31 protein-coding genes and 1 pseudogene are annotated in these 25,863 nt (G+C 57.1%); 13 read left to right on the top strand and 19 right to left on the bottom strand.

Annotated elements, in window-relative coordinates; all coding sequences use genetic code 11:
* Window positions 1-2 precede the first annotated feature (2 nt).
* The 6 genes from egtD to ACZ1GM_RS06575 all read right to left on the bottom strand — a co-directional run bounded on the left by egtD (window position 3) and on the right by ACZ1GM_RS06575 (window position 6,928).
* A complete protein-coding gene (gene egtD / locus ACZ1GM_RS06600; RefSeq protein ID WP_472678323.1) occupies window positions 3-989 on the bottom strand; it encodes an L-histidine N(alpha)-methyltransferase in 987 nt (328 codons plus the stop codon).
* Complete coding sequence (gene egtB / locus ACZ1GM_RS06595) at window positions 989-2,236, bottom strand: ergothioneine biosynthesis protein EgtB (RefSeq protein WP_472678515.1); 1,248 nt, start codon at window positions 2,234-2,236, stop codon at window positions 989-991. Before egtB ends, egtD begins: the two co-directional genes overlap by 1 nt.
* A 146-nt stretch (window positions 2,237-2,382) precedes the next feature.
* A complete protein-coding gene (locus ACZ1GM_RS06590) occupies window positions 2,383-3,756 on the bottom strand; it encodes a class II 3-deoxy-7-phosphoheptulonate synthase (RefSeq protein WP_472678322.1) in 1,374 nt (457 codons plus the stop codon).
* Window positions 3,757-3,922: 166 nt separating this feature from the next.
* A complete protein-coding gene (locus ACZ1GM_RS06585) occupies window positions 3,923-4,900 on the bottom strand; it encodes an insulinase family protein (RefSeq protein WP_472678321.1) in 978 nt (325 codons plus the stop codon).
* On the bottom strand, window positions 4,810-5,895 hold the full coding sequence (locus tag ACZ1GM_RS06580; protein ID WP_472678320.1) for a hypothetical protein: 1,086 nt from the start codon (window positions 5,893-5,895) through the stop codon (window positions 4,810-4,812). The genes ACZ1GM_RS06585 and ACZ1GM_RS06580 overlap by 91 nt, the downstream gene beginning before the upstream one ends.
* Window positions 5,873-6,928: a M16 family metallopeptidase gene (locus tag ACZ1GM_RS06575; protein WP_472678319.1), complete on the bottom strand. Its 1,056-nt coding sequence runs from the start codon at window positions 6,926-6,928 to the stop codon at window positions 5,873-5,875. Before ACZ1GM_RS06575 ends, ACZ1GM_RS06580 begins: the two co-directional genes overlap by 23 nt.
* Before the next feature lie 56 nt (window positions 6,929-6,984).
* Between ACZ1GM_RS06575 and ACZ1GM_RS06570 the strand changes: the two genes are divergently transcribed.
* From ACZ1GM_RS06570 to ACZ1GM_RS06540, 7 genes are all read left to right on the top strand, one after another.
* Window positions 6,985-7,566 carry a NifU family protein gene (locus ACZ1GM_RS06570; RefSeq protein ID WP_472678317.1) on the top strand — a complete coding sequence of 194 codons (582 nt, stop codon included), beginning with the start codon at window positions 6,985-6,987 and terminating at the stop codon, window positions 7,564-7,566.
* 21 nt (window positions 7,567-7,587) lie between these two features.
* Window positions 7,588-8,196: a malonic semialdehyde reductase gene (locus tag ACZ1GM_RS06565; RefSeq protein ID WP_472678316.1), complete on the top strand. Its 609-nt coding sequence runs from the start codon at window positions 7,588-7,590 to the stop codon at window positions 8,194-8,196.
* A 58-nt stretch (window positions 8,197-8,254) separates the two neighbouring features.
* Complete coding sequence (gene tsaB / locus ACZ1GM_RS06560; protein WP_472678315.1) at window positions 8,255-8,875, top strand: tRNA (adenosine(37)-N6)-threonylcarbamoyltransferase complex dimerization subunit type 1 TsaB; 621 nt, start codon at window positions 8,255-8,257, stop codon at window positions 8,873-8,875.
* The gene (rimI, locus tag ACZ1GM_RS06555; RefSeq protein ID WP_472678314.1) at window positions 8,872-9,336 is read left to right on the top strand and encodes a ribosomal protein S18-alanine N-acetyltransferase; all 465 of its coding nucleotides are present in this window, start codon (window positions 8,872-8,874) and stop codon (window positions 9,334-9,336) included. The genes tsaB and rimI overlap by 4 nt, the downstream gene beginning before the upstream one ends.
* A 118-nt stretch (window positions 9,337-9,454) precedes the next feature.
* A complete protein-coding gene (locus ACZ1GM_RS06550; protein ID WP_472678313.1) occupies window positions 9,455-9,916 on the top strand; it encodes a Ros/MucR family transcriptional regulator in 462 nt (153 codons plus the stop codon).
* Between the two features lie 57 nt (window positions 9,917-9,973).
* Window positions 9,974-10,396 carry a Fur family transcriptional regulator gene (locus tag ACZ1GM_RS06545; RefSeq protein ID WP_472678312.1) on the top strand — a complete coding sequence of 141 codons (423 nt, stop codon included), beginning with the start codon at window positions 9,974-9,976 and terminating at the stop codon, window positions 10,394-10,396.
* Window positions 10,368-11,279, top strand: a complete 912-nt coding sequence (locus ACZ1GM_RS06540; RefSeq protein ID WP_472678311.1) for a lysophospholipid acyltransferase family protein — start codon at window positions 10,368-10,370, stop codon at window positions 11,277-11,279. Before ACZ1GM_RS06545 ends, ACZ1GM_RS06540 begins: the two co-directional genes overlap by 29 nt.
* A gap of 10 nt (window positions 11,280-11,289) precedes the next feature.
* Here the strand turns inward: ACZ1GM_RS06540 and ACZ1GM_RS06535 are convergent, their stop codons facing one another.
* From ACZ1GM_RS06535 to ACZ1GM_RS06510, 6 genes are all read right to left on the bottom strand, one after another.
* A complete protein-coding gene (locus ACZ1GM_RS06535; protein WP_472678310.1) occupies window positions 11,290-12,174 on the bottom strand; it encodes a LysR substrate-binding domain-containing protein in 885 nt (294 codons plus the stop codon).
* Between the two features lie 53 nt (window positions 12,175-12,227).
* Entirely contained in the window at window positions 12,228-13,157 is a 930-nt protein-coding gene (locus ACZ1GM_RS06530; RefSeq protein WP_472678309.1) for a hemolysin family protein, read from the bottom strand.
* A gap of 21 nt (window positions 13,158-13,178) precedes the next feature.
* Window positions 13,179-13,664 carry an rRNA maturation RNase YbeY gene (ybeY, locus tag ACZ1GM_RS06525; protein WP_472678308.1) on the bottom strand — a complete coding sequence of 162 codons (486 nt, stop codon included), beginning with the start codon at window positions 13,662-13,664 and terminating at the stop codon, window positions 13,179-13,181.
* Complete coding sequence (locus ACZ1GM_RS06520; RefSeq protein ID WP_472678307.1) at window positions 13,665-14,708, bottom strand: PhoH family protein; 1,044 nt, start codon at window positions 14,706-14,708, stop codon at window positions 13,665-13,667.
* Window positions 14,709-14,968: 260 nt separating this feature from the next.
* Window positions 14,969-16,309, bottom strand: coding sequence for a tRNA (N6-isopentenyl adenosine(37)-C2)-methylthiotransferase MiaB (gene miaB / locus ACZ1GM_RS06515; RefSeq protein WP_472678306.1), 1,341 nt, complete (start codon window positions 16,307-16,309; stop codon window positions 14,969-14,971).
* A 19-nt stretch (window positions 16,310-16,328) separates the two neighbouring features.
* A complete protein-coding gene (locus ACZ1GM_RS06510; protein ID WP_472678305.1) occupies window positions 16,329-16,775 on the bottom strand; it encodes a peptidylprolyl isomerase in 447 nt (148 codons plus the stop codon).
* A 149-nt stretch (window positions 16,776-16,924) separates the two neighbouring features.
* On the opposite strand from ACZ1GM_RS06510, the pseudogene mgtE reads away from it, so the two are divergent.
* A pseudogene (gene mgtE, locus ACZ1GM_RS06505) lies at window positions 16,925-18,350 on the top strand (magnesium transporter).
* A 5-nt stretch (window positions 18,351-18,355) separates the two neighbouring features.
* Entirely contained in the window at window positions 18,356-18,751 is a 396-nt protein-coding gene (locus ACZ1GM_RS06500; protein ID WP_472678304.1) for a DUF1489 family protein, read from the top strand.
* Between the two features lie 6 nt (window positions 18,752-18,757).
* Here ACZ1GM_RS06500 and ACZ1GM_RS06495 read toward each other — a convergent pair whose 3' ends face one another.
* The 6 genes from ACZ1GM_RS06495 to ACZ1GM_RS06470 all read right to left on the bottom strand — a co-directional run bounded on the left by ACZ1GM_RS06495 (window position 18,758) and on the right by ACZ1GM_RS06470 (window position 22,953).
* On the bottom strand, window positions 18,758-19,435 hold the full coding sequence (locus tag ACZ1GM_RS06495; RefSeq protein WP_472678303.1) for a cytochrome b/b6 domain-containing protein: 678 nt from the start codon (window positions 19,433-19,435) through the stop codon (window positions 18,758-18,760).
* Window positions 19,436-19,440: 5 nt separating this feature from the next.
* On the bottom strand, window positions 19,441-19,941 hold the full coding sequence (locus tag ACZ1GM_RS06490) for a c-type cytochrome (RefSeq protein ID WP_472678302.1): 501 nt from the start codon (window positions 19,939-19,941) through the stop codon (window positions 19,441-19,443).
* 111 nt (window positions 19,942-20,052) lie between these two features.
* Complete coding sequence (locus ACZ1GM_RS06485) at window positions 20,053-20,241, bottom strand: DsbA family oxidoreductase (RefSeq protein ID WP_472678301.1); 189 nt, start codon at window positions 20,239-20,241, stop codon at window positions 20,053-20,055.
* Window positions 20,181-20,765 carry a DsbA family oxidoreductase gene (locus ACZ1GM_RS06480; RefSeq protein ID WP_472678300.1) on the bottom strand — a complete coding sequence of 195 codons (585 nt, stop codon included), beginning with the start codon at window positions 20,763-20,765 and terminating at the stop codon, window positions 20,181-20,183. The genes ACZ1GM_RS06485 and ACZ1GM_RS06480 overlap by 61 nt, the downstream gene beginning before the upstream one ends.
* Entirely contained in the window at window positions 20,762-21,637 is an 876-nt protein-coding gene (gene nudC, locus ACZ1GM_RS06475) for an NAD(+) diphosphatase (RefSeq protein ID WP_472678299.1), read from the bottom strand. The genes ACZ1GM_RS06480 and nudC overlap by 4 nt, the downstream gene beginning before the upstream one ends.
* The gene (locus ACZ1GM_RS06470) at window positions 21,637-22,953 is read right to left on the bottom strand and encodes a serine hydrolase domain-containing protein (protein ID WP_472678298.1); all 1,317 of its coding nucleotides are present in this window, start codon (window positions 22,951-22,953) and stop codon (window positions 21,637-21,639) included. Before ACZ1GM_RS06470 ends, nudC begins: the two co-directional genes overlap by 1 nt.
* Window positions 22,954-23,109: 156 nt before the next feature.
* Here ACZ1GM_RS06470 and ACZ1GM_RS06465 point away from each other — a divergent pair, with 156 nt between their 5' ends.
* Window positions 23,110-23,331 (top strand): hypothetical protein, encoded by a 222-nt coding sequence (locus ACZ1GM_RS06465; RefSeq protein ID WP_472678297.1) that lies wholly within the window; start codon window positions 23,110-23,112, stop codon window positions 23,329-23,331.
* Here ACZ1GM_RS06465 and ACZ1GM_RS06460 read toward each other — a convergent pair.
* Window positions 23,328-24,362: an A/G-specific adenine glycosylase gene (locus ACZ1GM_RS06460; protein ID WP_472678296.1), complete on the bottom strand. Its 1,035-nt coding sequence runs from the start codon at window positions 24,360-24,362 to the stop codon at window positions 23,328-23,330. The two genes, ACZ1GM_RS06465 and ACZ1GM_RS06460, sit on opposite strands and share 4 nt — an antisense overlap.
* Window positions 24,363-24,403: 41 nt before the next feature.
* Here ACZ1GM_RS06460 and ACZ1GM_RS06455 point away from each other — a divergent pair, with 41 nt between their 5' ends.
* From ACZ1GM_RS06455 to ACZ1GM_RS06445, 3 genes are read left to right on the top strand one after another with little or no spacing between them, the layout of a single operon-like run.
* Window positions 24,404-24,985: a DUF721 domain-containing protein gene (locus tag ACZ1GM_RS06455; RefSeq protein ID WP_472678295.1), complete on the top strand. Its 582-nt coding sequence runs from the start codon at window positions 24,404-24,406 to the stop codon at window positions 24,983-24,985.
* Window positions 24,986-24,998: 13 nt separating this feature from the next.
* On the top strand, window positions 24,999-25,598 hold the full coding sequence (locus ACZ1GM_RS06450) for a thioredoxin domain-containing protein (protein WP_472678294.1): 600 nt from the start codon (window positions 24,999-25,001) through the stop codon (window positions 25,596-25,598).
* Window positions 25,555-25,731, top strand: coding sequence for a DsbA family protein (locus ACZ1GM_RS06445; protein WP_472678293.1), 177 nt, complete (start codon window positions 25,555-25,557; stop codon window positions 25,729-25,731). The genes ACZ1GM_RS06450 and ACZ1GM_RS06445 overlap by 44 nt, the downstream gene beginning before the upstream one ends.
* Window positions 25,732-25,863: the final 132 nt, after the last annotated feature.

The raw sequence follows: 25,863 nt of genomic DNA, 5'->3' as shown, positions 1-25,863 counted from the left end.
CGCTAGGGTGCCTTTCTCGGCTCTGTCGCCTCGGCGAGCAGGAGCGAGAAACGCTCGCCGCTATCCAGCCAGCGTTTGCGAGGGGTCCAACCGCCGGCTTCCAGCAACAGATTGGCGCTGCGCCGTGTGAATTTGTGGCTGTTTTCAGTGTGGATTGTCTCACCGGCATCCATCGAAAAGTCTTGGCCTGAAACGGTGAAGCTCAGGTCTTCGCTCGCCACCAAATGCATTTCAACACGCGCAAATTCATCATTCCAGCGAGCCTCGTGTCTCAGCTTTTCGACCGGAATCGTACCATCGAGTTCTCGATTTATCCGCCGTGCCAGATTGAGGTTGAACTGAGCCGTAACGCCGCGCGCATCGTCATACGCGGCCTCCAGCACATCGCGCCCCTTCACCAGATCCATACCGATCAAAAGCTGAGTGCCCTCGCCCAAAGTATCCCGCATCGAACGAAGCAAGTCGACCGCCGTGCGGGGGACCATATTCCCGATGGTGGAGCCCGGGAAAAAGCCAATCTTGGGCAAAGCGGCTATTTCTTCAGGCAATTCCACTCGCCGCATAAAATCCGCTTCGACCGGATATACAGGCAGGCCTGGAAACTTAGTTGACAGTTCTTTCGCTGCTTCGCGCAGAAAATCGCCCGCAATGTCGAGCGGCACATAAGCGCCCGGATCAATGGCCTTGAGCAATAAAGGTGTCTTTACCGAACTGCCTGATCCGAACTCCACAACCGCACAGCCCGCGCCGACCGCAACGGCAAATTCTTCTCCATAAGTGGAGAGAATCTCGGTCTCCGCGCGGGTGGGATAATACTCCTCAAGCCGCGTAATATCCTCGAACAGATCAGAGCCGGCGTCATCATAAAGCCAACGCGCTGGCACCGCTTTTTGCCGCTGCGACAGCCCCTCCAGCGCATCTTTACGAAACGCCGTATTGACGCCGTGTTCATCGAGATTGACCAGCGTCAATCCGTTTGCATCCGTCATTAGATATCCTTGGCCAGCCGTAATCCGGTGAATTGCCAGCGTTGATGGGGGTAAAAGAAATTGCGGTAAGAGGCGCGTGAATGGCCACGCACCGTCGCGCAACTGGCGCCTTTCAGCACGAACTGTCCGCTCATAAACTTGCCATTGTACTCGCCTACCGCGCCCTCTGCAGGGGCGAAGCGCGGAAAAGGCAGATAGGCGGAGCGGGTGAATTGCCAACAGTCGCCGAACAGCTCGGTTCCGCCACGCGGGAGTGGCGCTGAGGCATCGTCCAATTGGTTACCGACGGCGGGATCATGCGCCGCTGCCTTACCGTCTTGACCGCGCGCAATCGCTTCCCATTCAAACTCGGTCGGCAATCGGTTCCCGGCCCATGTCGCAAAGGCATCCGCTTCGTAATATGAGATATGCGTCACTGGAGCGTCGGGTTCGTGTGTCTGCCATCCGGCATGGGTAAAATGCTCGTCTTCGCGCCAATAGAGCGGTGCGGAAATGCCGTTTTCCTTCACCCACGACCAACCGTCTGACAGCCACAGGGTTGGATTACCGTATCCACCATCCGCGATAAATTCGCTCCACTCGCGATTGGTCACCAGCCTGTTTGCAAGCGCGAAAGGCTCCAGAAGAACGCGGTGCGCAGGCCCCTCATTGTCGAACGCAAATCCATCTGACTGGTGGCCAATTTTCGCCACACCGCCGGGGTGAGATGCCCAGCCGATTTCAGACGCTGGCCCGTTGTTTGCTCGCGCGTCACCCCACATCGCCGGCCCTAGCGGATTTTGAAACAGGGCATGTTTGATATCAGTCAAAAGCAGCTCTTGATGCTGCTGCTCATGCGCAATGCCCAACGCTATCAGGTCAGCATGTTTGGGATCATCAAGCAGCGGCTGCATCGCCGTATCGACGTGCGTGCGATAGTCGATAATCTCATCCAGACCTGGGCGCGACAGCATCCCGCGCGCAAATCGATTTATCCGCTCGCCCTCCGCTTCATAATAGGAATTGAAGCAGAACGGCCATGCCTCATCGAACAACTGATAACCCGGCACGTTCTCGCGCAGCAGGAATGTCTCCCAGAACCATGTCGTATGCGCCAAATGCCACTTCGCGGGCGAAGCATCTTCCATGGACTGGATCGTAGCATCCGCGTCACTGAGCGGCGCAACCAAGGCCTCGCTAAGGCTGCGTGTAGCTCGAAACTGCGCCGCGAGCGCGTCGCCCTGAGCGGCAAGCGCAAACTTCTGAATTTGGGCCAATGCGGACCCCCGGGGGCTGCGGCTGCCACAAACCGGCAACCACTTGATCCTATGGCGCGAAATGCCCCTCGATTAAAGGGTGACTTTGCACTTATTCCGCATTCTGCCGCTGGTCATATGCAACCCGCAGTCAAATCTCAGGCCGCATCCGCCCGGCGGACCTCTGCCTCTTCATTCAGCATTTCCGCAAGAAGGAAAGCCAGCTCCAGCGATTGCGCTGCATTGAGACGTGGGTCGCAATGCGTGTGATAGCGATCACCCAGTGCATCGTCCGTAATCGCGACCGCGCCGCCAACACATTCGGTCACATCCTGCCCGGTCATTTCGACATGAATACCGCCGGGATGCGTGCCCTCTGCGCGATGGACAGCAAAGAAGCCCTTCACCTCGGTCAGAATGCGGTCAAACGGACGCGTTTTGTAGCCGCTTTCCGCCTTCACGACATTGCCGTGCATCGGGTCACAGCTCCACACGACGGGATGCCCTTCGCGCTTCGCCGCACGCACCAGCGGCGGCAGGCCATCCAGAACCTTGTCATGGCCAAAGCGGCTGATCAGCGTAATCCGGCCCGGCTCTCGCGAGGGGTTTAGCGTGTCGAGCAATTTCAACATTGCGTCAGGATCAAGCGATGGCCCGCATTTCATGCCGAGCGGATTGCCAATGCCGCGCGCAAATTCAATATGCGCGCTACCCTCAAACCGGGTGCGATCACCAATCCAGACCATATGCGCGCTGGTGTCGTACCAGTCGCCTGTCAGCGAATCTTGCCGCGTCATCGCCTGCTCATAGGGAAGCAACAAGGCCTCATGCGAAGTGAAGAAGCTGGTGCCCTGCAATTGTGGCACTGTCGCTGGGTCAATCCCACACGCTTCCATAAAATCGAGCGCTTCGCCGATACGATCAGCGGTCTCGGCAAACTTTTCGGCCCAGGGTGAGCGCCCCATAAAGTCGAGCGTCCACTGATGAACCTGACGCAGGTTCGCGTAGCCACCGCCCGCAAATGCGCGCAGCAGATTGAGCGTCGCGGCTGCTTGCGAATAGGCGCGCACCATCCGGTCGGGGTCGTTGCGACGCTGCTCCGGATCAAATTCAATGCCATTGATATTATCGCCGAAATAGCTCGGCAGAGTCACATCCCCTTGCGTTTCGGTTTGCGAGGAGCGCGGCTTGGCAAATTGACCCGCCATCCGTCCGACCTTCACCACAGGATGCTTGCTGGCAAATGTCAGCACGACCGCCATTTGCAGGATCACACGGAAGGTATCGCGAATGTTGTTGGGGTGGAATTCAGCGAAGCTCTCTGCGCAATCGCCACCTTGCAGCAGGAACGAGCGACCCTCGGACACCTCAGCCAGCTCAGCCTTTAATGCGCGAGCCTCGCCAGCAAAAACCAGTGGCGGGTTCGCGGCCAAAGTGGCCTCTGCCGAAGCGAGTGCATTTGCGTCTTCATAGGTCGGCAAGTGCCGCGCCTCGAAGTTTCTCCAACTGTCCGGCGTCCAACTTTGCGCCATAATTCACCTGTTCCTGTCAGTACTCTCGCACGTTGCGAGTGTAGATTTCTTGATACGTAATTAGCACAGCCCTGAAGCCTGTAAGGACAATTCTGCTTGGGTCTAGTCAAGCATCAATGTTCAATGACTGTGATCGACGGTTGAGTTCAGACCACGCCAGCCGCGCTCAACGACCACGTCTCGATGTGCCTCGCGAACCCCTTGGAACGCTTGTCGCAAGCTCTTGCCCCTCTGGGATAACAGCCAAGCGATATCCACCGCGCGACCCGAAATATTTGCGAGCAAGCAACTGCATATTTTCTGGTGTCGTCCGCGAATAATCGCTGAGCAGTGACCGCAGATAAGTAATGATCCGCGCGTCCTGCGTGCTGCCCTCAAGCTGGAACATCCAGAAGAGATTCCCGGTAGAGGCCCGGCTGATATACTGCCGAAGTGGTTCCGTCACACGTTCAAGTTCATCAGCCCCGATCGGATTTGCCGCAAGGTCAGCCGCAATGCGATCCGCCTCCTGAAAGAAAATTGGAACATCGCGTGGTTGCAGCTGGGCGAGCGCCGTTATCCGGCCACCCGTAGGTGCATCACTTGGCCATTCAGACCGCACCACTGGGGCATAGCTGGCCCCCGCCCGCTCACGCATCGCATCCAGCAATCGGTTGTTGAACAACTGTGTCAGGATTTCGAGCTGTCGTGATTCCCTGAGACCTGCGACGCCTGCGCCGCTCTGCCATGCAATCACCGCCGCCGCCTGATTGGCGTCGCCGCGATGCTGCAGCACCTTGGTTTCGCCTGGCGCCGGGAATGATGAAGGACGGCCCGCAACTTCAGGTGTGAGCATTGGTCGAGGCGGTAACGCGCCAAAGGTTTTCTCAAGCGCCGCAAGTCCCTGTTCGCGATCAAACTCACCAAAGATCAGAACTTCGATTGGCCCCTGCGCCAGCACTGGTTCCCACGTCTCGCGAAAACCCTCTGGCGTCAGTTGCGACAATGCATCAAGATCAGGCGTCGCAAATCGAGGATCATCGTCCCGCAACAGCAGCTCCAGATCGCGGTTGATCATCCCTGCCGGGCTGGTCGCATAGCTTTCATACGCCAGACGCGCCGCCGCAAGGGCACGCTGGACCGGTGCCGCGTCCCAACGCGGCATCGCGAGCTTCGCCGCAAAAGATAAAGCTGGTCTTCCAGATCCTCCGGCCGTGTCTGCGCGAAGAATGTGAGAGCGCCCTCTGTAATGTCAAAGTTGAAGCCCATCTTGCGGCCAGTTGAAATCCGGTCGAGTTCTTCCTGGCCCAACTCGCCGAGACCCGAGCCAACCAGCGCAGATTTGCCAAGCGACAGATACCCACCATCTTCTGGCCCGAATGCACGATACCCTGCACCAAACCGCACTTTGACCGCAACGCGGCCCGGCTCTGCACTATTCGACCAGATGATCGCCTTGACCCCGTTGGACAGTTCGACCTGCTCGATGCCAAGGACCCCAATAGGCGCGACCTTTTCGACCTCACCCGGTTTGCCAATCGCCGGTAAATCCTCGAACGAAATTGGTGTTGTATCAAGCCGCGATCCCCCGTCGGGAACGGCCTCGGCCAGCAAAGCCTCACGGACTGTTTCCGCGCTCGCCCCACCCTCGGCCGGCGTGACGTAAGCCGCGCGGATAACCGCACCAGAAAACAGTGCTCTCGTATGCTCAAGGATCTGCTCAGGCGTGATGGTATCCTTCATGCCGTTAAAGACCATCAGAACGGTTTCCGGCGATGCCACCGCTTCACGAATGTCGACCGCCTGCACAATGTCATCGGCCAAGCGTGAGCCCGGCATCACAGCGCGTTCCGCGACCGAGCTGGTGAATATCTGCTCAAATTCCGCAATCTCGCGAGCAATTTCTTCGTCGCTTGGCGGAGTCGCAAGCGCATCGGCGATAACACCACGAACATCGCCAAGAGCCGTCTGCCAATCTTCGCTCAAGGGCGCAAAATTGACGAAGGTCGCGTCGCTGGAGCGGCTGACATCGTCCTGCTGTACCTGCGCATAGAGGAAGCTTCCGCCAGCGCGAGCTTTCGATTCGAGGCGCCGGTTAATCAGAGCCTGCGCGAGCGCATCACGCAGTAATCCCTGGTTATAAACGATCGTATCTTGCACCGTACCGCCATGGCCGCATTACCGCATATGTGAATGATCGCGGCAGATCGCGCTCCACTGTCACGACCGTTTCGCCCACTGGATTGTCCGGATCGGCGCCTTCTGGCGCGACAGGGTCACCAAAATCAGGCGCGGGTGTCGCTTCGCCGCGCTCCTCCCAGTCGCCAAAATACTTCTCAATCAGCGCCGCAAGCTGCATCGGATCGGCATCGCCAGCAACAGAAATTACAGTGTTTTCAGGACGGTACCAGCGACGGTGAAAAGCATTTACTTTGCGCGGGCTTGCCCCTTGCAAGGTTTCCACCGTTCCAATCGGACTACGCTTGGCGAGCCTCTGGCCCGCGAATAGGGTCTGGCGAGACGCATCCGCGCTGCGTTGCGCGGCACCGCCACGCTCTCGCTTCTCTGCCATTACGATCGGCACCTCTGCGCGCAAGTTGCGACGGTTGATCTTTGGCTCGCGGATCATGCCTGAAAGCAGCTTGAAGCTTTCCTCTAGCTTCGCCGCGTCGATATTGGGCAAATCGAGCTTGTAGGCTGTGTGCGTGGGGCTGGTCTCGGCATTAGTGTCGCTGCCAAATGTCGCACCCAGACGCTGCCAAGTTGGGATCGCCTGCCCCGGACCCAAATATTTGCTTTCACGAAACAACAAGTGTTCCAGCAAGTGTGCATAGCCCCGCTCATCATCCATTTCGTGCAGGGAGCCAGCGTCAATCCTTACGCGAATAGACACTTGATCTGGCGGCACGCCATTGCGGCGCACGGCATAGCGCAGGCCGTTATTCATCTCGCCGAACAGCCATTCCTTATCCTGAGGAACATCACTACCGCGATAAATCCAAGGCGTCTCATCGCCGGTTTGTAGCGCAGTTGGCGCAGGCAGAGCCGCGTCCTGTGCGGCGAGCGGTTGCGGCACCAGAAACAGCGCAGGAAGTATGAGAGCGAAACGCCGAGCGGCGCGAAGAGAAACGACCATAATGTGCGGTATAGAGCGCAATGGCGTGAAGGGATAGTGAACGGATACTATCACCACAAAAAGTCGTCTTGCCCAGGGTTGTGAGGGCAGATCATCATCCTTACATATGGGATATGTTTATCGAAACCGAAACAACGCCAAACCCCGCCAGCCTCAAATTCCTGCCCGGTCAAACGGTGATGCCCAGCGGCACCCGCGAATTTGCGACGCCAGAAGCAGCTGAGGCCAGCCCGCTTGCTCAGGCCATTTTCGACACTGGCGAGGTTGTGAATGTTTTCTTTGGCGGTGACTTTATCACCGTTACTGCGGCGCCCGGGGTGTCGTGGAGCGATTTAAAGCCGCAAGTCTTGTCGATCCTACTCGATCATTTCGTGAGTCAGGCACCGCTGTTTGCAGGTGGCAGCGCGGATGGGATTTCAGTCCCAGCAGAAGGCACGGAACTGATTGTTGAGCAAAGCGCGGATGATGAGGAAATCGTCGCGCAGATCAACGAACTCCTCGAAACACGCGTGCGCCCAGCTGTGGCTGGTGATGGCGGCGACATTGCCTATCGCGGCTTCAAGGACGGCATTGTCTACCTGACATTACAGGGCGCATGCTCAGGCTGCCCCTCATCCACCGCGACTCTAAAGCATGGAATCGAAGGTTTGTTGAAACATTATGTGCCTGAAGTCGTTGAGGTAAGAGCAGCTTAAACCTCAACACATAGGACGCCCATGACAACGCAATTTCACGACACTGTTTTGTCGAACGCCGCACTCGATCAAATCTTCAACGAAGCGCGCACCTATAATGACTGGCTAGATAAGCCGGTTAGCGATGATCAAATACATCACATTTATGACCTGATGAAGATGGCGCCGACTTCGGCGAACATGCAGCCTGGTCGGTTCGTTTGGGTAAAGTCAGAGGAAGCGCGAGCGAAACTTGTCGAGTGTGTTGCCGATGGCAATAAAGACAAGGTCAGTGTTGCGCCGGTTACCGTGCTGATCGCACATGACATCGACTTTCATGAAGAACTTCCATGGCTGTTCCCGCATACCGACGCAAAAAGCTGGTTCGAGGGAGGCGAAGAAGATCGCAAAGAAGGTGCTTTTCGAAATGCCGCTTTGCAGGGCGCATATCTGATCATGGCAGCACGCGCAGTGGGTCTCGACTGCGGTCCTATGTCCGGTTTCGATGCCGAAGCGATTGAAAAGGCGTTCCTTGCTGACAATCCGCGCCACAAGATCAATTTCATCTGTTCGATTGGATATGGTGATCCGGAAAGTATTTTTGAGCGTAGCCCGCGGCCCGACTTCGACCGCTTTAATCGCATGGTTTGAGGGCGCGCGAGCAGCTACCCCCTTGATGCGGGACCGTGGCTGAGGCAACGCACAACGCATGCGGATTCTCGCCATAGATTGTGCAACCGAGGCGTGCTCTGTCGCCTTGTTCGACGACGCTAAGCTTTTGGCGAACAGCCATAGAGTCCTGGGTCGCGGCCATGCTGAGCATCTGATCCCGATGATTAGCGAATTGCCCGAGAGCGGCAAAGCCGAGCGAATATTGGTGTCACTCGGCCCCGGTAGCTTCACCGGGTTGCGTATCGGTATTGCAGCAGCGCGGGCTCTGGGCGTTGCATGGAGCTCGCAAGTGCTGGGTTATCCCACTCTCACATTCATGGCTGCCTCCGCCTGGCAGCCAACCCCGCGTCACGTCACTGTCTGCATGAATGGCGGGCACGGAGAATGGTTCGTTCAGAACTTTTATGGCAGCGCAGCCGAAGATGAAGTCCGCTCGCTAACACCAATTGATGCAACCAAAGCATGCGCGCATGATGTGATTGTCGGCAATCGCGCGGAAGAATTGGCCGAACTGCTTGACCGCGATGCGTTCGCAATCTCGCTATTACCCGACGCACGGAAGGCGAATCGGCTTCACGAGAGGCAGCTGACAGATGATCTAAGCCCAATCTATGGCAGAGCGCCCGACGCCAAGCTGCCTGCCAAAGCGACCTCATGACTGCGACAGAGTGCGGCATCGCTCGTGCGATGGAAGTGATGACGGCGGCGTTCGACCCGCACTGGGGAGAGGCTTGGAACCAGCGACAACTCACCAACACGCTCGCCCTCCCCGGATCTCACCTCTTGCTCGTGAACAAGCGCGGTGAGTTGGCCGCTGCCGATGAAGAGGTCGCGGGGTTCGTGTTGTCGCGGTTCGTCGTTGACGAAGAGGAGTTATTGCTCATCGCGGTGTCTCCCGATCACCGAAATCGAGGGGTGGGACGCGCGCTTCTATCGGCCTTTGTTGATCAGGCGAAAGAGCGGGGCGCGGCGAAAGTGTTCCTTGAAATGCGCGCAAATAACTCAGCAGAAGCGCTCTACCGAAAGGCTGGCTTTAAGCCGATCGGAAGACGCAAGGAATATTATAAGACTGCTGCTGGCGGTCGAATTGACGCGATTACTTTCGCCAGGAAGCTGTAAGAATGCATTCTCAACCAGTTTTCTTGTGAAATGCGCTTGCAAAAAGTGTCGCTTTCGTACAATGCCCATCTGGGTCGCTCCACATACATACATCAAAAAAGTCTGTTGAGGACTCACTATGGACAATTTCGAAACTGATATATCAGAGGCGCTGATTACTCTGACATCTGATATTGTGGCAGCGCACGTAAGTAATAACAGCGTAGCTGTTGACGATGTGCCCGCCTTAATCACCAATGTTTATGGTGCTCTTTCATCTCTCGATGGAGGTAAGGTCGAGGAGGAAGCGCCACCAGAGCCAGCCGTTTCAATCCGGGCATCAATAAAGCCGGATTACATTGTCTGTCTCGAGGACGGCAAGAAACTCAAGATGCTCAAGCGGTATTTGCGCACTAATTATGACATGACGCCGGAAGAGTATCGCGCGCGATGGAGCCTTCCAGCGGACTATCCGATGGTTGCGCCAAACTACGCCGAAACCCGCCGGAAGCTGGCAAAGAAAATCGGCCTTGGTCGCAAGCCTGGGCAAAAGCGCGGTCGCAAGAAAAAGCGTAACCGCGCTCTACATTCGCGGGGTTGAGAAGGACGCATCCGACGCCTATGGCGTTGGGCGTCCTTTCAATTTTGGGAGACCGTCTTGCAGCAACGGATCGATCTGGAACAGCTATGTGCGGATAAAGGGCTCAGGATTACTGAGCAACGCCGCACAATTGCCAAGGTTTTGTCAGAAAGCGACGACCATCCGGACGTTGAGCTTCTGCACGAACGCGCCAGCGATATCGACCCCAAGATTTCGATCGCGACGGTGTACCGAACAGTACGTCTGTTCGAAGAAGCGGGCATTCTTGACCGGCATGACTTTGGCGATGGTCGTGCACGATATGAGGCTGCACCAGAGGCGCATCACGATCACCTGATTGATGTTGAAACCGGCAAAGTCGTCGAATTTGTCGATCCAGAGCTGGAAGCATTGCAGAAGGTTATTGCAGAAAAGCTAGGCTATCGCTTGGTCGATCACCGTATGGAACTTTATGGCGTCCGGCTCGACCGCGAAGACTAAGAGTCAGGGCACTGAGCGCCGTGAGGCGATCCGCCTCGCTGCGATGCATGGTGAGAACACTCCCGTTTCGCTGATTGGTTGGTGTCGATTTGCAGTGCGGGGGATCGCGATGCTCACGCTGCTGATCCTGTTGGTGCCGCTTCATTACCTCTATCGTATCTTCGCATACGGCTCGCCCTTCCCCAAATACTTTCTGAAATGGGTGGCTTGGATTGTGGGCGCTAGAGTTACCATTTCCGGCACTCCGCTCCGGCGTGATGTGTTTTTTGTCGCCAACCATGTTTCTTGGATCGATATTCTCTCGCTTGCTGGCGCCAGCGGCACCGCGTTTGTTGCAAAGTACGAACTGTCTCAAGTGCCAATCATTGGTTGGCTATGCCGTCTAAACCGCACGGTGTTCGTCAAACGCGAGAATCGAATGGGCGTGGCAGCGCAAATCAATGCTTTGCGAGAGGCCCTCGAAGACAATTGGTCAGTAACGATCTTTCCGGAAGGAACGACAACAGACGGTCAGTCACTGCTGCCATTCAAAACCAGCATGTTGAGCGTGCTTGAGCCGCCGCCACCCGGCGTCATGGTGCAACCGGTGCTGCTAGACTATGGCACGGTGGCGGAGGAAATCGGCTGGATCGGCGATGAGGGCGGATTTAATAACGCAAAACGCGTACTGTCCCGCGGCGGATCATTTCCGCTAAATATCACTTTCATGGAACCATTCAGTCCTGAGGAGCACCGAGGTCGCAAAGCGATTGGCGCAAAGGCGCGGATCGAGATCGAAAGCGCGCTACTCGAAACTCTTGGCAAGCCGCTACGCGACTTTCGCCACACGGTCCCGCCGATCCGCTATGAGGCTCCAGACGACGCTGAGAATAGCGCACGCTAACTCGAAGTGCCTAAAGCGCCGAGCGAACCAGCCAATCGTGGAATAAACGCACCGGACGCTCTTCTAGCGCGGTGGGCTTGCACACAAACCAATAGCTATACGGGCTCTCGACTTCCACGTCGTAGAGCTCTTGCAAACGGTTGTCTTCGTCACGTCGCAAGTGGTCATCATGCATGATCGCGATACCTAAACCCTGCGCCGCCGCCTCAAGCATCAATTGCCCTGAATCGTAGTGATCAATCGCTGCCGGATCGAGGTCTTGCAGGTTAAGCGCCGCTTTCCAGGCAACAAAACTCTCCGGCAATTCGTTGTGAATTAGGAAGGTCTGCTTGGCGAGCAGTCCTTCATCCGGTTTGTCACCCAGTTTCTCCGCCAGCGCGCGGCTGGCGATCGCGTGCACGTTGTTGTGATCCAACCGGATTGCATGCAGTCCGCTCGCGGGGCCGCGCGACAGGATAATTGCGGCATCCAACGTGTCGCCGACACGCCCCTCCAGATGCGGCCCGGTGTCGATATCAATGTGCAGCAACGGGTGCCGGGTGCGCAACTCACCTAGCCGTGGGAACAGCCTATTGCTTCCAAACATTGGCAAAACACCCAGCCGCAATCTGAGCAGCGAGAGATTGTCTGACTGGCTCTCTACCGCGCGGGCAAGCGATTCCAAATGCGGATTCACCGCCTCATAAAATGCTTGGCCCTCGTCAGTAAGCTGCATCGCCTGGCGCGCGCGTGTGAACAGTTTCTTGCCCACGAAAGTCTCAAGATTTCCAATCCGGCGTGACAGCGCCGATGGGCTGAGCCCCAATTCGTCCGCTGCTGCCCGTGCAGAGCCCAAACGGACGGTGCGTACAAATGCCTCTAAGGCGCGTAATGGTGGCAAACGGCGCGTCGCCATCGTCTCTTCCCCAAGTATCGACCCGCCTATGTATCGCAGGTATTTTTCTCAACTCACGAGGTCGCTTTAGGTTCCTTTGGTGCATGTAATCGAAGACGCTTCACATGGGTTTCGTCGCCGGCTGTCACTTCGATCTGCCATCCACTGGGGTGATCGAGCGTAGTTCCCACCTCTGGAACCTGTTCCGCAAGAACATAGGCAAGGCCGCCAAGGGTATCGACCGCCTCATCCACTTCGCCAAGCTGTGGATCGATCTTCTCAGCTATGTCTTCCAATTCGGCGCGGGCATCGCAGTCCCACAAACCATCGCCCACAGCAGAAATCTGCTCAGTTGGTACTTCGTCATGCTCATCCTCAATCTCGCCGACAATCTCCTCGACCAGGTCCTCAATTGTGATGATCCCATCGGTGCCGGAGAACTCATCAAGCACTATGGCCAGATGAACGCGATTTGCCCGCATATCGGCGAGGACATCCATCGCATTGCGTGTTTGCGGCACATAGAGCGGTTGCCGCATCAAAATAGTCCAGTCGTCCGGCGGTGTATCTCCGCTCGCGAGAAACGGAAACACGTCCTTGATGTGGATCATGCCAATAACGGAATCGAGCTGATCGCGGTAAACCGGCATACGCGAATGACCGTGTTCAGAGAACGCCGCGACCAATTCCTTCCAGCTGCTATCCGCGTTCAATGCGACGATTTCGCCGCGCGGAATGGCAACATCATCGGCATCATGTTCGCTGAAATGCAGCAGATTGCGCAGCATTTGCCGCTCTACTGAGGACAGGTCGCCATCTTCACTCTCAGACGGAGCTTCGTGCCCGTTCTCATCCTCGTGTTCGTCGAGGGTCTCTTCGATCTGCTCGCGCAGCGAACGCTCGCCGCTTTCGGGGTCGAGAAATTTCCGAATGGCGGGCCCCAGTTTTGACCAGAACCCGCTGCTACTCTCCGCGTCTCCTGCGGGTGATGACGAATCGGGCATGGCCCTGACGTGCGCTCCTATTCAGTTGCGATCCCCATATGGGTCGGCAATGCCCATTTTTGCAAGTATGGCGACTTCCAGAGCCTCCATTTTGTCCGCATCTTCATCGCCGGTGACGTGGTCATACCCCGCAAGATGTAACAACCCGTGCACGATAAGGTGTGCGGCGTGATGCTCCAGCGCGATGCCTTTTTCCTCTGCTTCGCGGGCGCAGGTCTCATAAGCCAGCGCAATATCGCCCAGCATGACGGGCGGACCATCAGCCTTGAGCGCAAGTAATTCATCGCGCGTGAGCATCGGAAAGCTCAGCACATTGGTCGGCTTGTCTCTGTCGCGCCACTCGCGATTGAGCTGATGCACCTGCTCGTCAGAGGTAAAGAGAATGCTCGTTTCGAGGCGTTGGTTTGCGAGCAGCGTCTCAACTTCGCCCACTGCTTGAGCAGCGCGTTCGGTCAACTGCTCCAATTCAATTTTGGGCCAATTTTCGATTTCAATTGAGAACTGCAATTACTCCGCTGGTCCCTCATACGCCTCGACAATGCGGCCCACAATCGGATGGCGCACCACATCGGCGGCGGTGAAGCGGATGGTGCCAAAGCCGTCCACGCTTTCCAGCTTATCGACCGCATCGGCCAGCCCGCTCATGCGATCGCCACCCGGAATATCGACCTGTTTGGGATCTCCGCAAATCACCATTCGGCTGTTCTGACCAAAGCGTGTCAGGAACATCTTCATTTGCTCGCGCGTGGTGTTCTGCGCCTCGTCAAGGATCACAAACGCATCTGCCAGCGTGCGTCCGCGCATAAAGGCAATCGGGGCAATCTCGATCTCGCCAGACGCTATGCGCCGCTCGACCTGCTCAGGAGGCATGCAATCATACAGGGCATCGTAAAGCGGGCGCAAATAGGGATCGACCTTGTCCTTCATATCGCCAGGCAGGAAGCCAAGTTTCTCTCCCGCTTCCACCGCCGGGCGCGACAGGATCAGGCGCTGAACGCTACCATTGATGAGCTGACTCACCGCCTGCGCGACCGCAAGATAAGTCTTGCCCGTACCCGCTGGCCCCAGCGCAAAAATAATGTCATCGCGCACCAGGCTGCGCATATAGGTCGCCTGCATCGCGCTGCGCGGCACAATCGTCTTGCGCCGTGTACGGATCATGATCGGCGGTGCGTCTTTCTTGCCGTTGACGATCCCCTCAAGGGTGGGTTCGTTCGACATGGAAATCAGCGACTCAATCGCGCCTGCATCAAGGTCCTGCCCCATGGCGAGCCGATCATACATCGTTTGCAGAACGCCGCGGGCGCGCGCCACCGCGTCTTCCGGCCCCTCTATCTGCACATGGTCTCCGCGCGCAGAGATAAACACGCCGAGCCGGTTTTCGACTTGCACAAGATTGGCGTCAAATTGTCCGAATAGCGGCCCCAGCAGCGACTGGTTCTCAAACTCCATATCGAGCATCGCGCGGCGCACTTCGCGTTGCGGGATAGGATCAGCAGAGAGCCTAGGCTCCTTGGCAGGATCAACTTTGCGTGTCGGTTTACGGCCCATGCGTTCCTTTCGCGATTTGGCCTTCAGGGACTCGTGAGACTTGGTAGAAATGTAAGCGGCCCGCGCCAGAGCGCAAGTTTATGCACTTCCCTGAACTGGGGAAAGTCACCTTAACGTAATGATTGCATACTACGCTCAGCACATTCCAGATTTCACACCAAGGCACGAAGACACAAAGATATTAAGACGGAAAATCCGCTCGGCATTACACCTTTGTGCCTTAGTGTCTTCGTGTGAATTTCACTCGGCTTCGCCGGGCATCAGGCCGCAATTGAGGTGCGTAACTTGCCAGCAATCGAATTTGGTCCCGCCTCGATCAACTCAACCTCGACCAAATCGCCAATTTCTGCCTCACCTTCAAACCAAACGCTTTGCAACCAAGGCGATTTGCCGAGCCATTGCCCGGGAAACTTACCCTTGCGTTCGACCAGAACGCGGCACGTTTTGCCCTCGCTGGCCTTATTGAACGTAATTTGATCGCGATTGAGGCGTTCCTGCAACCTTTGCAGCCGCTCATCCATCACCTCACGCGGAATCTGCCCGTCCATCGTCGCGGCGGGCGTGCCAGGGCGCGGCGAGTATTTGAAGCTATAGGCCTGCGCATAGCGGACCTCGTCAACAATGCTCAGCGTGTCTTCGAACTCGGCATCGGTTTCGCCGGGGAAGCCGACGATAAAGTCGCCTGACAACGCCAGATCGGGCCGCGCCGCGCGGAATCGTTCCAGCAGTTTGAGATAGCTCTCTGCGGTGTGGCTGCGGTTCATAACCTTCAGAATACGGTCATTGCCCGCCTGCACCGGTAAGTGCAGATAGGGCATCAGCTTGTCGATCTCGCCATGCGCCGCGATAAGGTCATCATCCATATCGGCGGGGTGCGACGTGGTGTAGCGAATACGCTCCAGCCCATCGACCTTGGCCAGCCGCCGGATCAGGCCAGCAAGCCCCTGTCGCGTGCCCTTTTCGTCCTCGCCCGACCATGCCGAGACATTCTGCCCCAGCAGCGTTATCTCGCGTGCCCCCGCATCAACCAGTTTCAGCGCTTCATCGATCAAGTCGCTGTAAGGCCGCGAGATTTCCGCACCCCGCGTGTAAGGCACAACGCAGTAAGTGCAGAATTTGTCGCACCCTTCCTGAATGGTCAGAAACGCGGCAGGTGCGCTTTTCCGCCGTTGTGGCAGAGCCGCAAACTTCGCGATCGCGGGCATATCTGTGTCTGTCGAGCGTTTGCCGGCAGCCGCATCCTCAACCATTTCGGGCAGGCGGTGATAGGCCTGAGGACCAACCACCATAGAGACCGCCGGCGCGCGCGCCATAATCTCCTCACCCTCTGCCTGTGCAACGCAGCCCGCGACCGCAATCATCGGCGCTTTTTTCTGGGTCTTGCCTTTCGTCAGGCGGCCAATGTCGGAGTAAATCTTCTCCGCCGCCTTCTCGCGAATATGACACGTGTTGAGGACGACGAGATCGGCATCCTCCCCTTCCGGCGCAGGCGCAATGCCCTGCTCCGCCAACAGCTCGCCCATACGCTCGCCATCATAGACGTTCATCTGGCAGCCGAAGCTTTTGACCCTGTAGGTCTTGGGAGGATTAGTAGGTTTCATTGCAAGGGCGCGCCGCGTGTTAGGCGACACTCGCCTTAACAATCTTGCCTGGCTCTGCTGGCGGCTCACCCGTTGGCAGGCCGTCAATCAGCTCCATGCCGCTCTCGACCTGGCCCCAGACGGTGTACTGCCCGTCGAGAAACTCGGTATCGCCAAAGCAGATGAAGAACTGGCTGTTCGCGCTGTCCGGAACCTGAGTACGCGCCATGGAGCAGGTGCCGCGAACGTGTGGCTCTGCGTTGAATTCAGCCTTCAGATCAGGCTTGTCACTGCCGCCCATGCCGGTGCCATTGGGGCAGCCGCCCTGCGCCATAAAGCCGGGGATTACGCGGTGGAACACGACGCCATCGTAAAAACCTTCATTGGCAAGCTCTGTAATCCGCTCAACATGGCCGGGCGCCAGATCAGGGCGCAGTTTGATTTTTACGTCGCCGGTTTCCAGCGTCAGGGTAAGTGTGTCGGCCATTGCGTGAATCTCCATTTCGTGAATTGGCCGCCGATATAGTGCCTATTCGGGATAAGTCACGTGGGCAGAGCCTGAGCGCTTGCAATTCAATGCTGCCTGCCTAGACCAACCGCATGTCTCAGGACCGCACTTCCGAAGACGAGGACGTCATGCTGGCCGATCCCCCAGAGGTGGATGCCGAAGATGCTGCGCGTCCCGATGACCGGATTGACGATGAGCGGCATGACGAGGAAAACACGCTCAAACCCGAATATGTGCGAGGTGTTGAAGATGCCCTAGATGCGGGCGACACCGCACGGGTCTATGAGCTGGTCGAACCGCTGCACCCGGCTAGACATCGCCGATTTGCTGGAGCTGTTTGAGAAGCGCGAGCGCGGCGAGTTAGCGGCGGCAATCACCGACCTCATGAGTTCAGACGTGGTGGCAGAACTCAACGATTATGTCCGCGAGGATATGATGGAGGCGTTGGAGCCAGAGGCGGTCGCCACCATCGCCGAGCAGTTGGAGACCGATGACGCGGTTCAGCTGATCGAAGATCTCGACGCGTCCGATCAGCAGGCGGTTATTGCCGAGCTGGAGCCGGAGACGCAGGCGGCGGTCGAGAGCGCCCTCGCTTTTCCAGATGAGACCGCCGGGCGGTTGATGAACCGCGAATTTGTCGCGGTGCCTGAACATCTCACGGTCGGCGATTTGATCGACTATCTGCGTGACAGCGTCGATATGGCGAACGAGTTTTACGAAGTCTTCATCGTCGATGAGAAACATCATCCGGTCGGAACATGCTTGTTATCGTGGGTGCTGCGTACACCGCGCGGCGTTGCCCTGACCGATGTGATGAAACGCGACCAGACGCTGATCCCTGTTGCGCTGGATCAGGAAGAGGTCGCGCTAATGTTCCAGAAATACGGCCTGATTAGCGCCGCTGTGGTCGATGAAAGCGGTAGGCTGGTCGGACAGATGACGGCTGATGACGTTGTGCACATTATCTCCGAAGAGGCCGCAGAAGACGCTCTGCTCATGTCCGGTGCGGGCGAAGGCGACATCAACGAACCGATCCGCGAGGCGTATGTCAGCCGTGTACGCTGGCTGATTGCGAACCTTGGCACAGCTTTGGTCGGCAGCGCGATTATCTACGCATTCGGGGCTGCGATCGAGCAACTGGTCGCGCTTGCCGTGCTAATGCCAATTGTCGCCAGCATCGGCGGCAATGCGGGGACGCAGACAATGGCGGTGGCGGTGCGCGCGATTGCGATGAACCAGCTCACGCGATCCAATACCTGGCGAATTGTCTGGCGTGAGCTGCGCGTTGCCCTCATCAACGGGGCCACGATCGCCGTACTCATAGGCATCGGCACAGCGGTTATCTTCACCCCGCAATTGGGTGTAGTGATTGCTCTTGCCATGCTCATCAACATCATCGTTTCAGGCATGGCAGGCGTGTTGGTGCCGGTTGCATTTGAACGGCTGAATCAGGATCCCGCGGTCGCATCGTCCGTTTTCGTGACCATGATTACAGACAGCATGGGCTTCTTCGCGTTTCTGGGCCTTGCGGTAGCAAGCGGGATTGTTGGGTAGGCGCCATGCCGCTGCATATGACCAAGATCGCTTTTGGAGCGAAAAGCTGGGATGATCTGGCCAGTTGGTATGCCCGCACTGATGAACCCAAGCGTCTGACCACCAAATATCGACCCACTCGCCACGAGGAAATGGTGGGGGGATCGCTTTACTGGATACTGAACCACTCGCTGGTCGCGCGATCGGAAATTCTGGGCTTTGAAGAAACTTCGGATGGCCGTTGGAATATCGTGTTGAAGCCAGAGTTGGTCCGCGTTCATCAAAAGCGCAAACGCGCGCATCAGGGGTGGCGCTATCTCAAAGAGGGTGATGCGCCTGCCGATCTGGCCGATGGCGAGGAAGTCGGCGACGTCTTGCCCGGGAAAATGGCGGCGAAGCTGGAGCGATTGGGCTTGATTTAAAGTGGCTCACCCAAAGGGTGGTGCGCCAAACCATATCCACGCCGACACTGCGACGCTTAGGGTTAGCAAGGCAATCGCCCTTGCGGTGGGCGTACGGTCGATGCCGGTCTGGTTTGATTGTGCTGACCGTCTGCCTGTCACCATCGGCCCCACCAGATTGGTGCGTTTCGCAACCGCGTAAAAAGCAATCGCGCTGAGGTGTAGCGCCACCAGCCAAATCACCACCCACACAAAGCTCTCATGCCAATCGGTAAGTGTCGCCGCCGTCATCACACCAACAAAGCCATTGAGTGGGCCGGTCGCGCCATCGAAAGGATCGCCCCCGAACAGGCCCATAGTGACTTGGGCAAGCATGGCAGCAAGCAAAGCCACCACGCTCAGCGCACCAAGCGGGTTATGACCGATTGTGTGGTCGCACTCCCCACGTAGGTAAGCCAACACAGCCTTCGGACCACGCACAAACCTGCTAAACCGTGCGGTCTCTGATCCCAAAAATCCCCAGAGAATTCGGAAAGTTAGCACCGCCAGCAGCACCATGCCCAGCCGGGTGTGCCACCACCATAGGGAATTATCGGCGGTGTACCACATCGCGGGCACTAGAATGGCAAAGCTCCAATGCGACAAACGCACCGGCCAGTCCCACACCTTGATAGTGCTACCCGGGCGTGTCGGTGCCTCAGACATCAGGCCTAGTCTGTATCGAGACGGTACTCTTCATGACAGGCCTTGCAGGTACCGCCGAGCGCTTTGACCTGCTCAACAACCGCGGCTGCATCGCCGCCCGCCGCGACGGTGACAAACTCAGCGCTTGTATCGACCAGATCTTGTGCCGCCTGCTCAAACTCAGCAGGCTTTTCCCAAATTGTCGCGAGCGCTTCGGTATCGTAACCATCGTCCACGCTGGTACCTTCAGGAAAATGGCCTGTGATCTGCTGAGCGCGCTCGTTAATGTCAGTTGCCGCTGCGCCAATGGCGCCGAAATCAGGGCTGTCGCCTTCCAGTTGCCCACGAATTACCTTGAACGCATCACCAATCCCCTCAAAATTGGCCTGCCGCTCTTTAATAATCGGTGGAGCATCGCCAGCAGCCGCACCATCCTCAGGAGCATCGGCAACTTCGCCGCCACATGCGGCAAGCGATCCAATAACAAGGCCAGAGATTACCAGACGAGGTAGTGCGAAACGCTTCATAGGTGTTCTCCTGAATGTAGCACGCTGTTTGAACCCACGCGCTCAAACATATGCAGACTGCGACCCGCGACGCAAGGCAAGGCGGTCATATTTGTCGCGGCGGGCCGATCTTCACTGAGCAATTATGCGGTACGTCTTTTCCGCTACGCGCCGGAGCGCGTTGGCGTAGGCTTCTGGCGCTTGCGCGCCCGGAACAAGGAACTTGCTCTCAATCACCATTGCCGGGACGCCCGTAATGTTCATCTCCCATGCGGCGCGTTCTTCCGCGCGAACTTTATGATCATATTCCTCACTGCCCATCGCTTCTGCTGCGGTACGTACCGGTCGAGACCGTTTTCCTGTGCAATCTCAAGCAGAACGTCCCGATTGCCAATCGCACGGCGGTGATTGAAATGCGCCTTGAACAACGCAAGCTTCAGCTCGGTTTGCTTCGCCGCACCGTGGACCTCGCCCACCCAGGTCAGCAGTTTATGTGCAGCAAACGTATTCCACATCATCGCGGCGGGTGGCTCGTCATCACCTTCATAATCGAGCGAAACCCCAGCGCTTTCCGCCGCTTCGCGCATCTGCCCCTGCACGCCCTTCGATTGCTCTATCGTGCGACCATATTTACGCGCAAGATGCTCGGCACGATCCTCGCCTTGTTCGGGCATGTCAGGGTTTAGCTCAAATGCATGCCAGCGAATATCTGCGTCAATTTCGCCTTCGACCAGCTTGAGGCCCTTTTGCAATTGCCCCCAACCGACCAGGCACCACGGGCACATGACATCAGACCAAATATCGATAGTTAGCGTGCGCGGCGCGGAATTGGGGGCTGTACTCACTGTTCTCTCCACCATGTCATCAAATGATGCGCGATTGCTTGCTTGGGCGGGCAGCCTAGCGAGGCATTCGGATCGCCATCAAGCGCGGCGCCGATTTCTTCTTTCGTGAACCAGCGGATTTCCGCCAGTTCGGTCTCATCCATTGTCACCGCGTCATCATCAGCCATCGCGTGACAACCGATCATAAGCTGAGATGGGAATGGCCAAGGCTGGCTCGCAATATAGCGTACATCGCGCGCGACAATACCGCTTTCCTCCAGCACCTCACGGGCCACCGCCTCCTCGATGCTCTCGCCCGGCTCGACAAAGCCTGCCAGCGCGGAAAAACGCCCTTCCGGCCATCCTTTGCCGCGGCCCAACATTACCTTTCCTTCATACTCAACCAGCATGATCGTAACCGGGTCGGTGCGTGGGAAATGCTGCGCACCGCAATCGGTGCAGTTTCTCTGCCAGCCGCCTTTCGCAAGCTCCGTCGCGCCGCCACACTGGGCGCAAAATCGGTGCCGCGCGTGCCAATCAACAACGCTGCGCGCCGCACCGTATGTTGCGAGATCAGGCGGCGAGAGCGTTGTCATCATCTGCCAGACGGCGGGATTCGCCATGCGTGGGGCTGCGTCTCCTTGCTCAGGAACAGCCGCGAAGCACGGTTTGCCGTTATCCAGCCCAAGAAAGACAAGCTCAGCATTTTCTGGCGCATCAGCGAGCGTCGTCCAGAGCAGCCCGCCTTGGTCATCCATGCCCGGCATCAGACCGTCAAGCGCGAGCAGCTTCGCCCGCCAGTTCATCATGCCAGCCAGTGCCTCTGGATCGGCACGGACATTATCCGCCCGGTCAAGCGGCGAACCGGTGAACGCCAGAGCTGCGGAAGCCATCAAGCGGCCTCGGCCTCATTCACGCTGCTAAGATCCGCCTCGAAGGCCGCGAGGAACTCGTCGCGCATCCGATACGCTTCGGTCGGCATATACTGCGTGAAGAGCGCCGCGCGCAGCTGACGGTCAAAGTCAACGCTGGCAATTGTGCCAGCTGCCCCGCCCCAGCCAAAGGTATTGCCGACAGATCGACCGCCTGCGCCATGCCCTTGTCCGACGATCCAGCTACCCGTCAGATCGACCGTGTCAGGCAACAGGTTGGACGTACCGACCCGGACAGATTCTTCGCTCATCACCTGCGTGCCATCGAGATTGCCATAGCCAAGCAGCATACGCTGGAACCTGTCATAGTCTTTGGGTGAAGAGATCAACCCGCCGCCGCCCGATGGCACTTTTGGCGCGTCGAGATAGATTGAGTTGGCGGCTGGATCGATTGGGATTGGGAAACCCCCTGCAATGCCATAATTGTCCGTCATGCGGCCAACTTCGCTTTTGGGCAACGTGAAGAATGTACTCTCCATCCCACATGGATCGAATAGGCGCGTTTGGAGAAACTCTTCGAAAGATTGACCAGAAGCCACTTCGATAACCCGCCCGAGCAGATCAATGCCGGCTGAGTAAATCCACTTCTCACCCGGCTGCGCCATTAACGGCAAAGTCGCGAGACGATTGGCCCATTCCTCAAGCCCGGGTGCGGGCGTCACAGGCGGAATTCCAGGGATTGGCAGACGGCTTACCCGGCCACCCACCAGACCATTCTTTTGATACGCCTCCAGCAACGGCCCCTTGCTCGTGATCAGATATCCTATTCCAGCCGTGTGGGTAAGCAAGTGGCGAATGGTGATCTCCCGCTCCGTCGGAACGGTGTCATCCAAAGCTCCTTCAGGATCCTTCAACACACGCATATCCGCGAATTGCGGCATGACCTCTGCCAGCGGAGTATCAAGCGTGAAATGGCCATCCTCAATACACATCATCGTGGCCATGCCGGTGATCGGTTTGCTCATTGAATAGATGCGATAGAGCGAGTTTTCATCGATCAGTTTAGTGCTGTTAAAACCAAGTTTGCCGCCGCCCACAGTGTGCGCGTGATCCTCCTGGCGCCAACCAAAGGTCACAAACAGATTGGCGACCTTGCGTTCATTAAGATAGCGCTTTGCAAGCTTTGCGACTTCGGGCCAGCTTTCGCCCACATCGTGGGCCAGCAAGGCTCGCCCCATCGGCATAGTAGAGAGCATACCGCCAGCTGCGAGCAGGCTACCGGCTCGAAACAATGAGCGGCGAGACATCTGAAGGTGATCGAATTCGCGATAGGCCATTGTTTCTCCCGGTTTCTTTATCACTTTGCGTATCGTGCGTATTGCTACGTCTGTGTGAACGCCAGATTGCGATTTGCAACCATTATCAATTTTTAGGCACATTGCTACGCCTCGATTGTTCTTGAAAACATGGGCTGTGTTACCCATATAGGACACATGCTAAATATACTTGCTTATCTCTTCGGCCTAATCTCACTCGTCATCGTGATCCCCGCGACAATCCCCTTGCTCGGTTGGGCCAACTGGGTGGCGCTGCCACTCATCGTGATCGGCGTAATTATCGGCGCACTTTCGTCAAAAGACGGTGGTCGTAATTTCTGCCTGATCGTCCTGCTAATCGCTGGCATTCGCCTGAGCCTGGGTGGCGGGATTATCTAATCCTCACCAATTGCCGCAGCGAGCCGGGCAGCTTTCGCAAAAAGTGTCGGTAAGCCAGCCTCTTCTATGTCGGTGATCGGCCACCATTCGCCCTCGCCAGGACCATCGGGCGCACTGATGAACGCGCGCAGCACAGACATCTCCAAGCTGAAATGCGTGAAAGTATGACGCACGAGGCCAAGCAGCTGCCAATCGGCAACAAGTGGTGGATCACCCTCACCATCTCCGCGTGCAGACCAGCCGTCGTCGGGCAAAGCTCGCATTCCGCCAAGCATTCCCGTTCCCCCACGCCGGCTTAGCCAAACCGCACCGTCCCGCTCGATCCAAAACGCTCTGCCCTGACGCATGGGCTTAGCCTTTTTCGGGGCTTTGACCGGATACTTGGCCAGGTCACCCTTAACGCGTGCCGCGCACTCATCCATCAGCGGGCATAGCAGGCACTTCGGATCGCGCGATGTGCAAATCCCTGACCCCAGATCCATCATCGCCTGGGCGAAGTCACCAGCATACTTGTCGGGGGTGATCTGATCAGTCTTTTCACGAATCTCGGGGCGCGACTTTGGCAATGGCGTTGCAATCCTAAACAAACGCGAAACGACCCGCTCAACATTCGCATCGACCACCACCGCACGCTGGCCAAACGCAATCGCCGCCACCGCCGCCGCTGTGTAAGCACCAAGCCCAGGCAGCTTGCGCAGCTCCGTCTCAGTTTCCGGAAAGCCGTTCAGCTTGGCCACCTCACGCGCGCATTTAACCAGATTGCGAGCCCGCGAATAATATCCCAGGCCCGCCCACGCAGCCATCACATCTTCTTCAGGCGCAGCAGCAAGTGCTTCTATCGTTGGCCAGGCTTGCGTAAACTTTGCGAAATAGGGCTTCACCGCAGCCACTGTGGTTTGTTGCAGCATCACTTCGGATAACCACACGCGGTAGGGATCAGGCGCAGGCTCGCCCGGCGGCGAACGCCACGGCAAAGCGCGCGCATGCATCCGATACCAATCCAAGAGTTTCTGAGAAATCTGTGCAGTCATTGTGGCGCTCTGATGATGCCTATGCCATGGCCTTATCCACCATGAAACGGGATGATTCATCAAAGACGGGCAAAAAGGCTCCTGCAAAAAGTTCAACGAGCAAAAAAAAGGTTCGTGAATATCAGCGCCCGCGCGGCGGCGCAGCCAAGCCGATTTCTGATCTTATGCCGCAAATCGGACGTACGGCGTTTAGGCGGTTTGGGTTCATTCAAAGCTCCGTTGTGTCACGCTGGCCCGAGATTGTCGGAGAAACACACGCGAAAGTTTGCTCACCACAAGCGATCCGTTTCCCGCCGGGTGAAAAGTCAGAGGGCATTCTTGAGCTGGTTGTGATGCCTGCTCACGCCCCGCTGATCCAGCATGTGATCCCCGAAATCATCGAGCGTGTGAACCGCTTTTTCGGATACAGCGCAGTCGCCCGCATCAAGATGAGGCAAGGCGAGGTTAAGCCGCCACAAAGTAGCGCAAAACCTAAACCGCCACCGTCGCTCAAACCCATCCCCATGGAATTGGGCGAAAGCTTGCGCGATATTGGTGACCCAGAGTTGCGCACGGTGCTCGAATCTCTTGCGCGTAGCCTTGGCCCTGATGAAGAAAACCCAAACGAGAACCAGACTGACTGATATGCGTAGACTGATGAGAACAACCGGTGCATTGGCGCTCGCTGCTGCAATTCTTAGCAGCCCTGGATCTGCTCAAAGCAGCCTAGACAAAAGAGATGACGAACCGCAGGCGGCCAGCCGATGGTCGCTAGAAGTAGTCGAGGTTCGCGATGGTCACCTGATCGGCAACCCGGATGCTGAGGCAAAGTTGGTCGAATTTGTCAGCTACACTTGCTCTCATTGTGCCACTTTTGCCAAGCAAGGCGAAGGCGCGGTCAAGTTGATCTATGTACCAACAGGCAAGGTCAGTTTTGAAATCCGTCATCTGCTGCGTGACCCGATTGATCTGACCGCAGCGCTGCTCACCCATTGCGGCGATCCGGCCAAGTTCCCACTAAATCACAGTGCGATCATGTACCGGCAGGATGAATGGATTGCAGTTGCTCAAAGAGCGTCCCGGGCGCAGCGTTCCCGATGGCAGTTCGGGACGCCGTCATCCCGTCGCCGAGCGATTGCCAGCGATTTGGGTTTTTATGGCATCATGACCTCTCGCGGCTATTCGCGCCCCGAAATTGATCGGTGTCTGGCCGATGAAACGAAAGCAGACAGCCTTAGCCGAAACCAGCCGCGCTGATATCGAAACGTTTGAGCTAAGCGGGACGCCCAGCTTTGTTCTCAACGGAGAGAAACTGAATGGCGTATTCCAATGGGAAACCTTGCAGCCAGAGCTCGACAAGTTTTTCAACCCTGCGATTGAGGATGGCTAGATTGAGCCTCCGTGACACAGCCAATCAATCTTCGTCGATCTATATGTGGTTCTCTCCGTATTCTTGCTAACGCAGAGCTGTTCAAAAACACGGTTACCCTGCTTCATTCCCTCCGCCGCTTCGTCTAGCTTC

This window comes from Qipengyuania sp. JB2-7 (genome assembly GCF_055693485.1).
The sequence above is the reverse complement of the archived record's forward strand: the minus strand, read 5'-3'. Positions and strand labels throughout refer to the sequence as shown.

Bases quoted from the DNA above. Each gene is read 5' to 3' on its own strand.
- ACZ1GM_RS06520 (WP_472678307.1), bottom strand. From the start codon at position 14,708: ATGGGCCGTAAACCGACACGCAAAGTTGATCCTGCCAAGGAGCCTAGG.
- ACZ1GM_RS06565 (WP_472678316.1), top strand. From the start codon at position 7,588: ATGACAACGCAATTTCACGACACTGTTTTGTCGAACGCCGCACTCGAT.
- ACZ1GM_RS06460 (WP_472678296.1), bottom strand. From the start codon at position 24,362: ATGACTGCACAGATTTCTCAGAAACTCTTGGATTGGTATCGGATGCAT.
- ACZ1GM_RS06510 (WP_472678305.1), bottom strand. From the start codon at position 16,775: ATGGCCGACACACTTACCCTGACGCTGGAAACCGGCGACGTAAAAATC.
- ACZ1GM_RS06450 (WP_472678294.1), top strand. From the start codon at position 24,999: ATGAGAACAACCGGTGCATTGGCGCTCGCTGCTGCAATTCTTAGCAGC.
- ACZ1GM_RS06455 (WP_472678295.1), top strand. From the start codon at position 24,404: ATGAAACGGGATGATTCATCAAAGACGGGCAAAAAGGCTCCTGCAAAA.
- ACZ1GM_RS06590 (WP_472678322.1), bottom strand. From the start codon at position 3,756: ATGGCGCAAAGTTGGACGCCGGACAGTTGGAGAAACTTCGAGGCGCGG.
- nudC (WP_472678299.1), bottom strand. From the start codon at position 21,637: ATGGCTTCCGCAGCTCTGGCGTTCACCGGTTCGCCGCTTGACCGGGCG.
- ACZ1GM_RS06495 (WP_472678303.1), bottom strand. From the start codon at position 19,435: ATGTCTGAGGCACCGACACGCCCGGGTAGCACTATCAAGGTGTGGGAC.
- ACZ1GM_RS06530 (WP_472678309.1), bottom strand. From the start codon at position 13,157: ATGCCCGATTCGTCATCACCCGCAGGAGACGCGGAGAGTAGCAGCGGG.
- ACZ1GM_RS06535 (WP_472678310.1), bottom strand. From the start codon at position 12,174: ATGGCGACGCGCCGTTTGCCACCATTACGCGCCTTAGAGGCATTTGTA.
- egtD (WP_472678323.1), bottom strand. From the start codon at position 989: ATGACGGATGCAAACGGATTGACGCTGGTCAATCTCGATGAACACGGC.
- tsaB (WP_472678315.1), top strand. From the start codon at position 8,255: ATGCGGATTCTCGCCATAGATTGTGCAACCGAGGCGTGCTCTGTCGCC.
- ACZ1GM_RS06550 (WP_472678313.1), top strand. From the start codon at position 9,455: ATGGACAATTTCGAAACTGATATATCAGAGGCGCTGATTACTCTGACA.
- ACZ1GM_RS06465 (WP_472678297.1), top strand. From the start codon at position 23,110: ATGCTAAATATACTTGCTTATCTCTTCGGCCTAATCTCACTCGTCATC.
- ACZ1GM_RS06485 (WP_472678301.1), bottom strand. From the start codon at position 20,241: ATGGGCAGTGAGGAATATGATCATAAAGTTCGCGCGGAAGAACGCGCC.
- ACZ1GM_RS06585 (WP_472678321.1), bottom strand. From the start codon at position 4,900: ATGCCGCGTTGGGACGCGGCACCGGTCCAGCGTGCCCTTGCGGCGGCG.
- rimI (WP_472678314.1), top strand. From the start codon at position 8,872: ATGACTGCGACAGAGTGCGGCATCGCTCGTGCGATGGAAGTGATGACG.
- miaB (WP_472678306.1), bottom strand. From the start codon at position 16,309: ATGAAACCTACTAATCCTCCCAAGACCTACAGGGTCAAAAGCTTCGGC.
- ACZ1GM_RS06500 (WP_472678304.1), top strand. From the start codon at position 18,356: ATGCCGCTGCATATGACCAAGATCGCTTTTGGAGCGAAAAGCTGGGAT.
- ACZ1GM_RS06570 (WP_472678317.1), top strand. From the start codon at position 6,985: ATGTTTATCGAAACCGAAACAACGCCAAACCCCGCCAGCCTCAAATTC.
- ACZ1GM_RS06470 (WP_472678298.1), bottom strand. From the start codon at position 22,953: ATGGCCTATCGCGAATTCGATCACCTTCAGATGTCTCGCCGCTCATTG.
- ACZ1GM_RS06445 (WP_472678293.1), top strand. From the start codon at position 25,555: ATGAAACGAAAGCAGACAGCCTTAGCCGAAACCAGCCGCGCTGATATC.
- ACZ1GM_RS06540 (WP_472678311.1), top strand. From the start codon at position 10,368: ATGGCGTCCGGCTCGACCGCGAAGACTAAGAGTCAGGGCACTGAGCGC.
- ACZ1GM_RS06490 (WP_472678302.1), bottom strand. From the start codon at position 19,941: ATGAAGCGTTTCGCACTACCTCGTCTGGTAATCTCTGGCCTTGTTATT.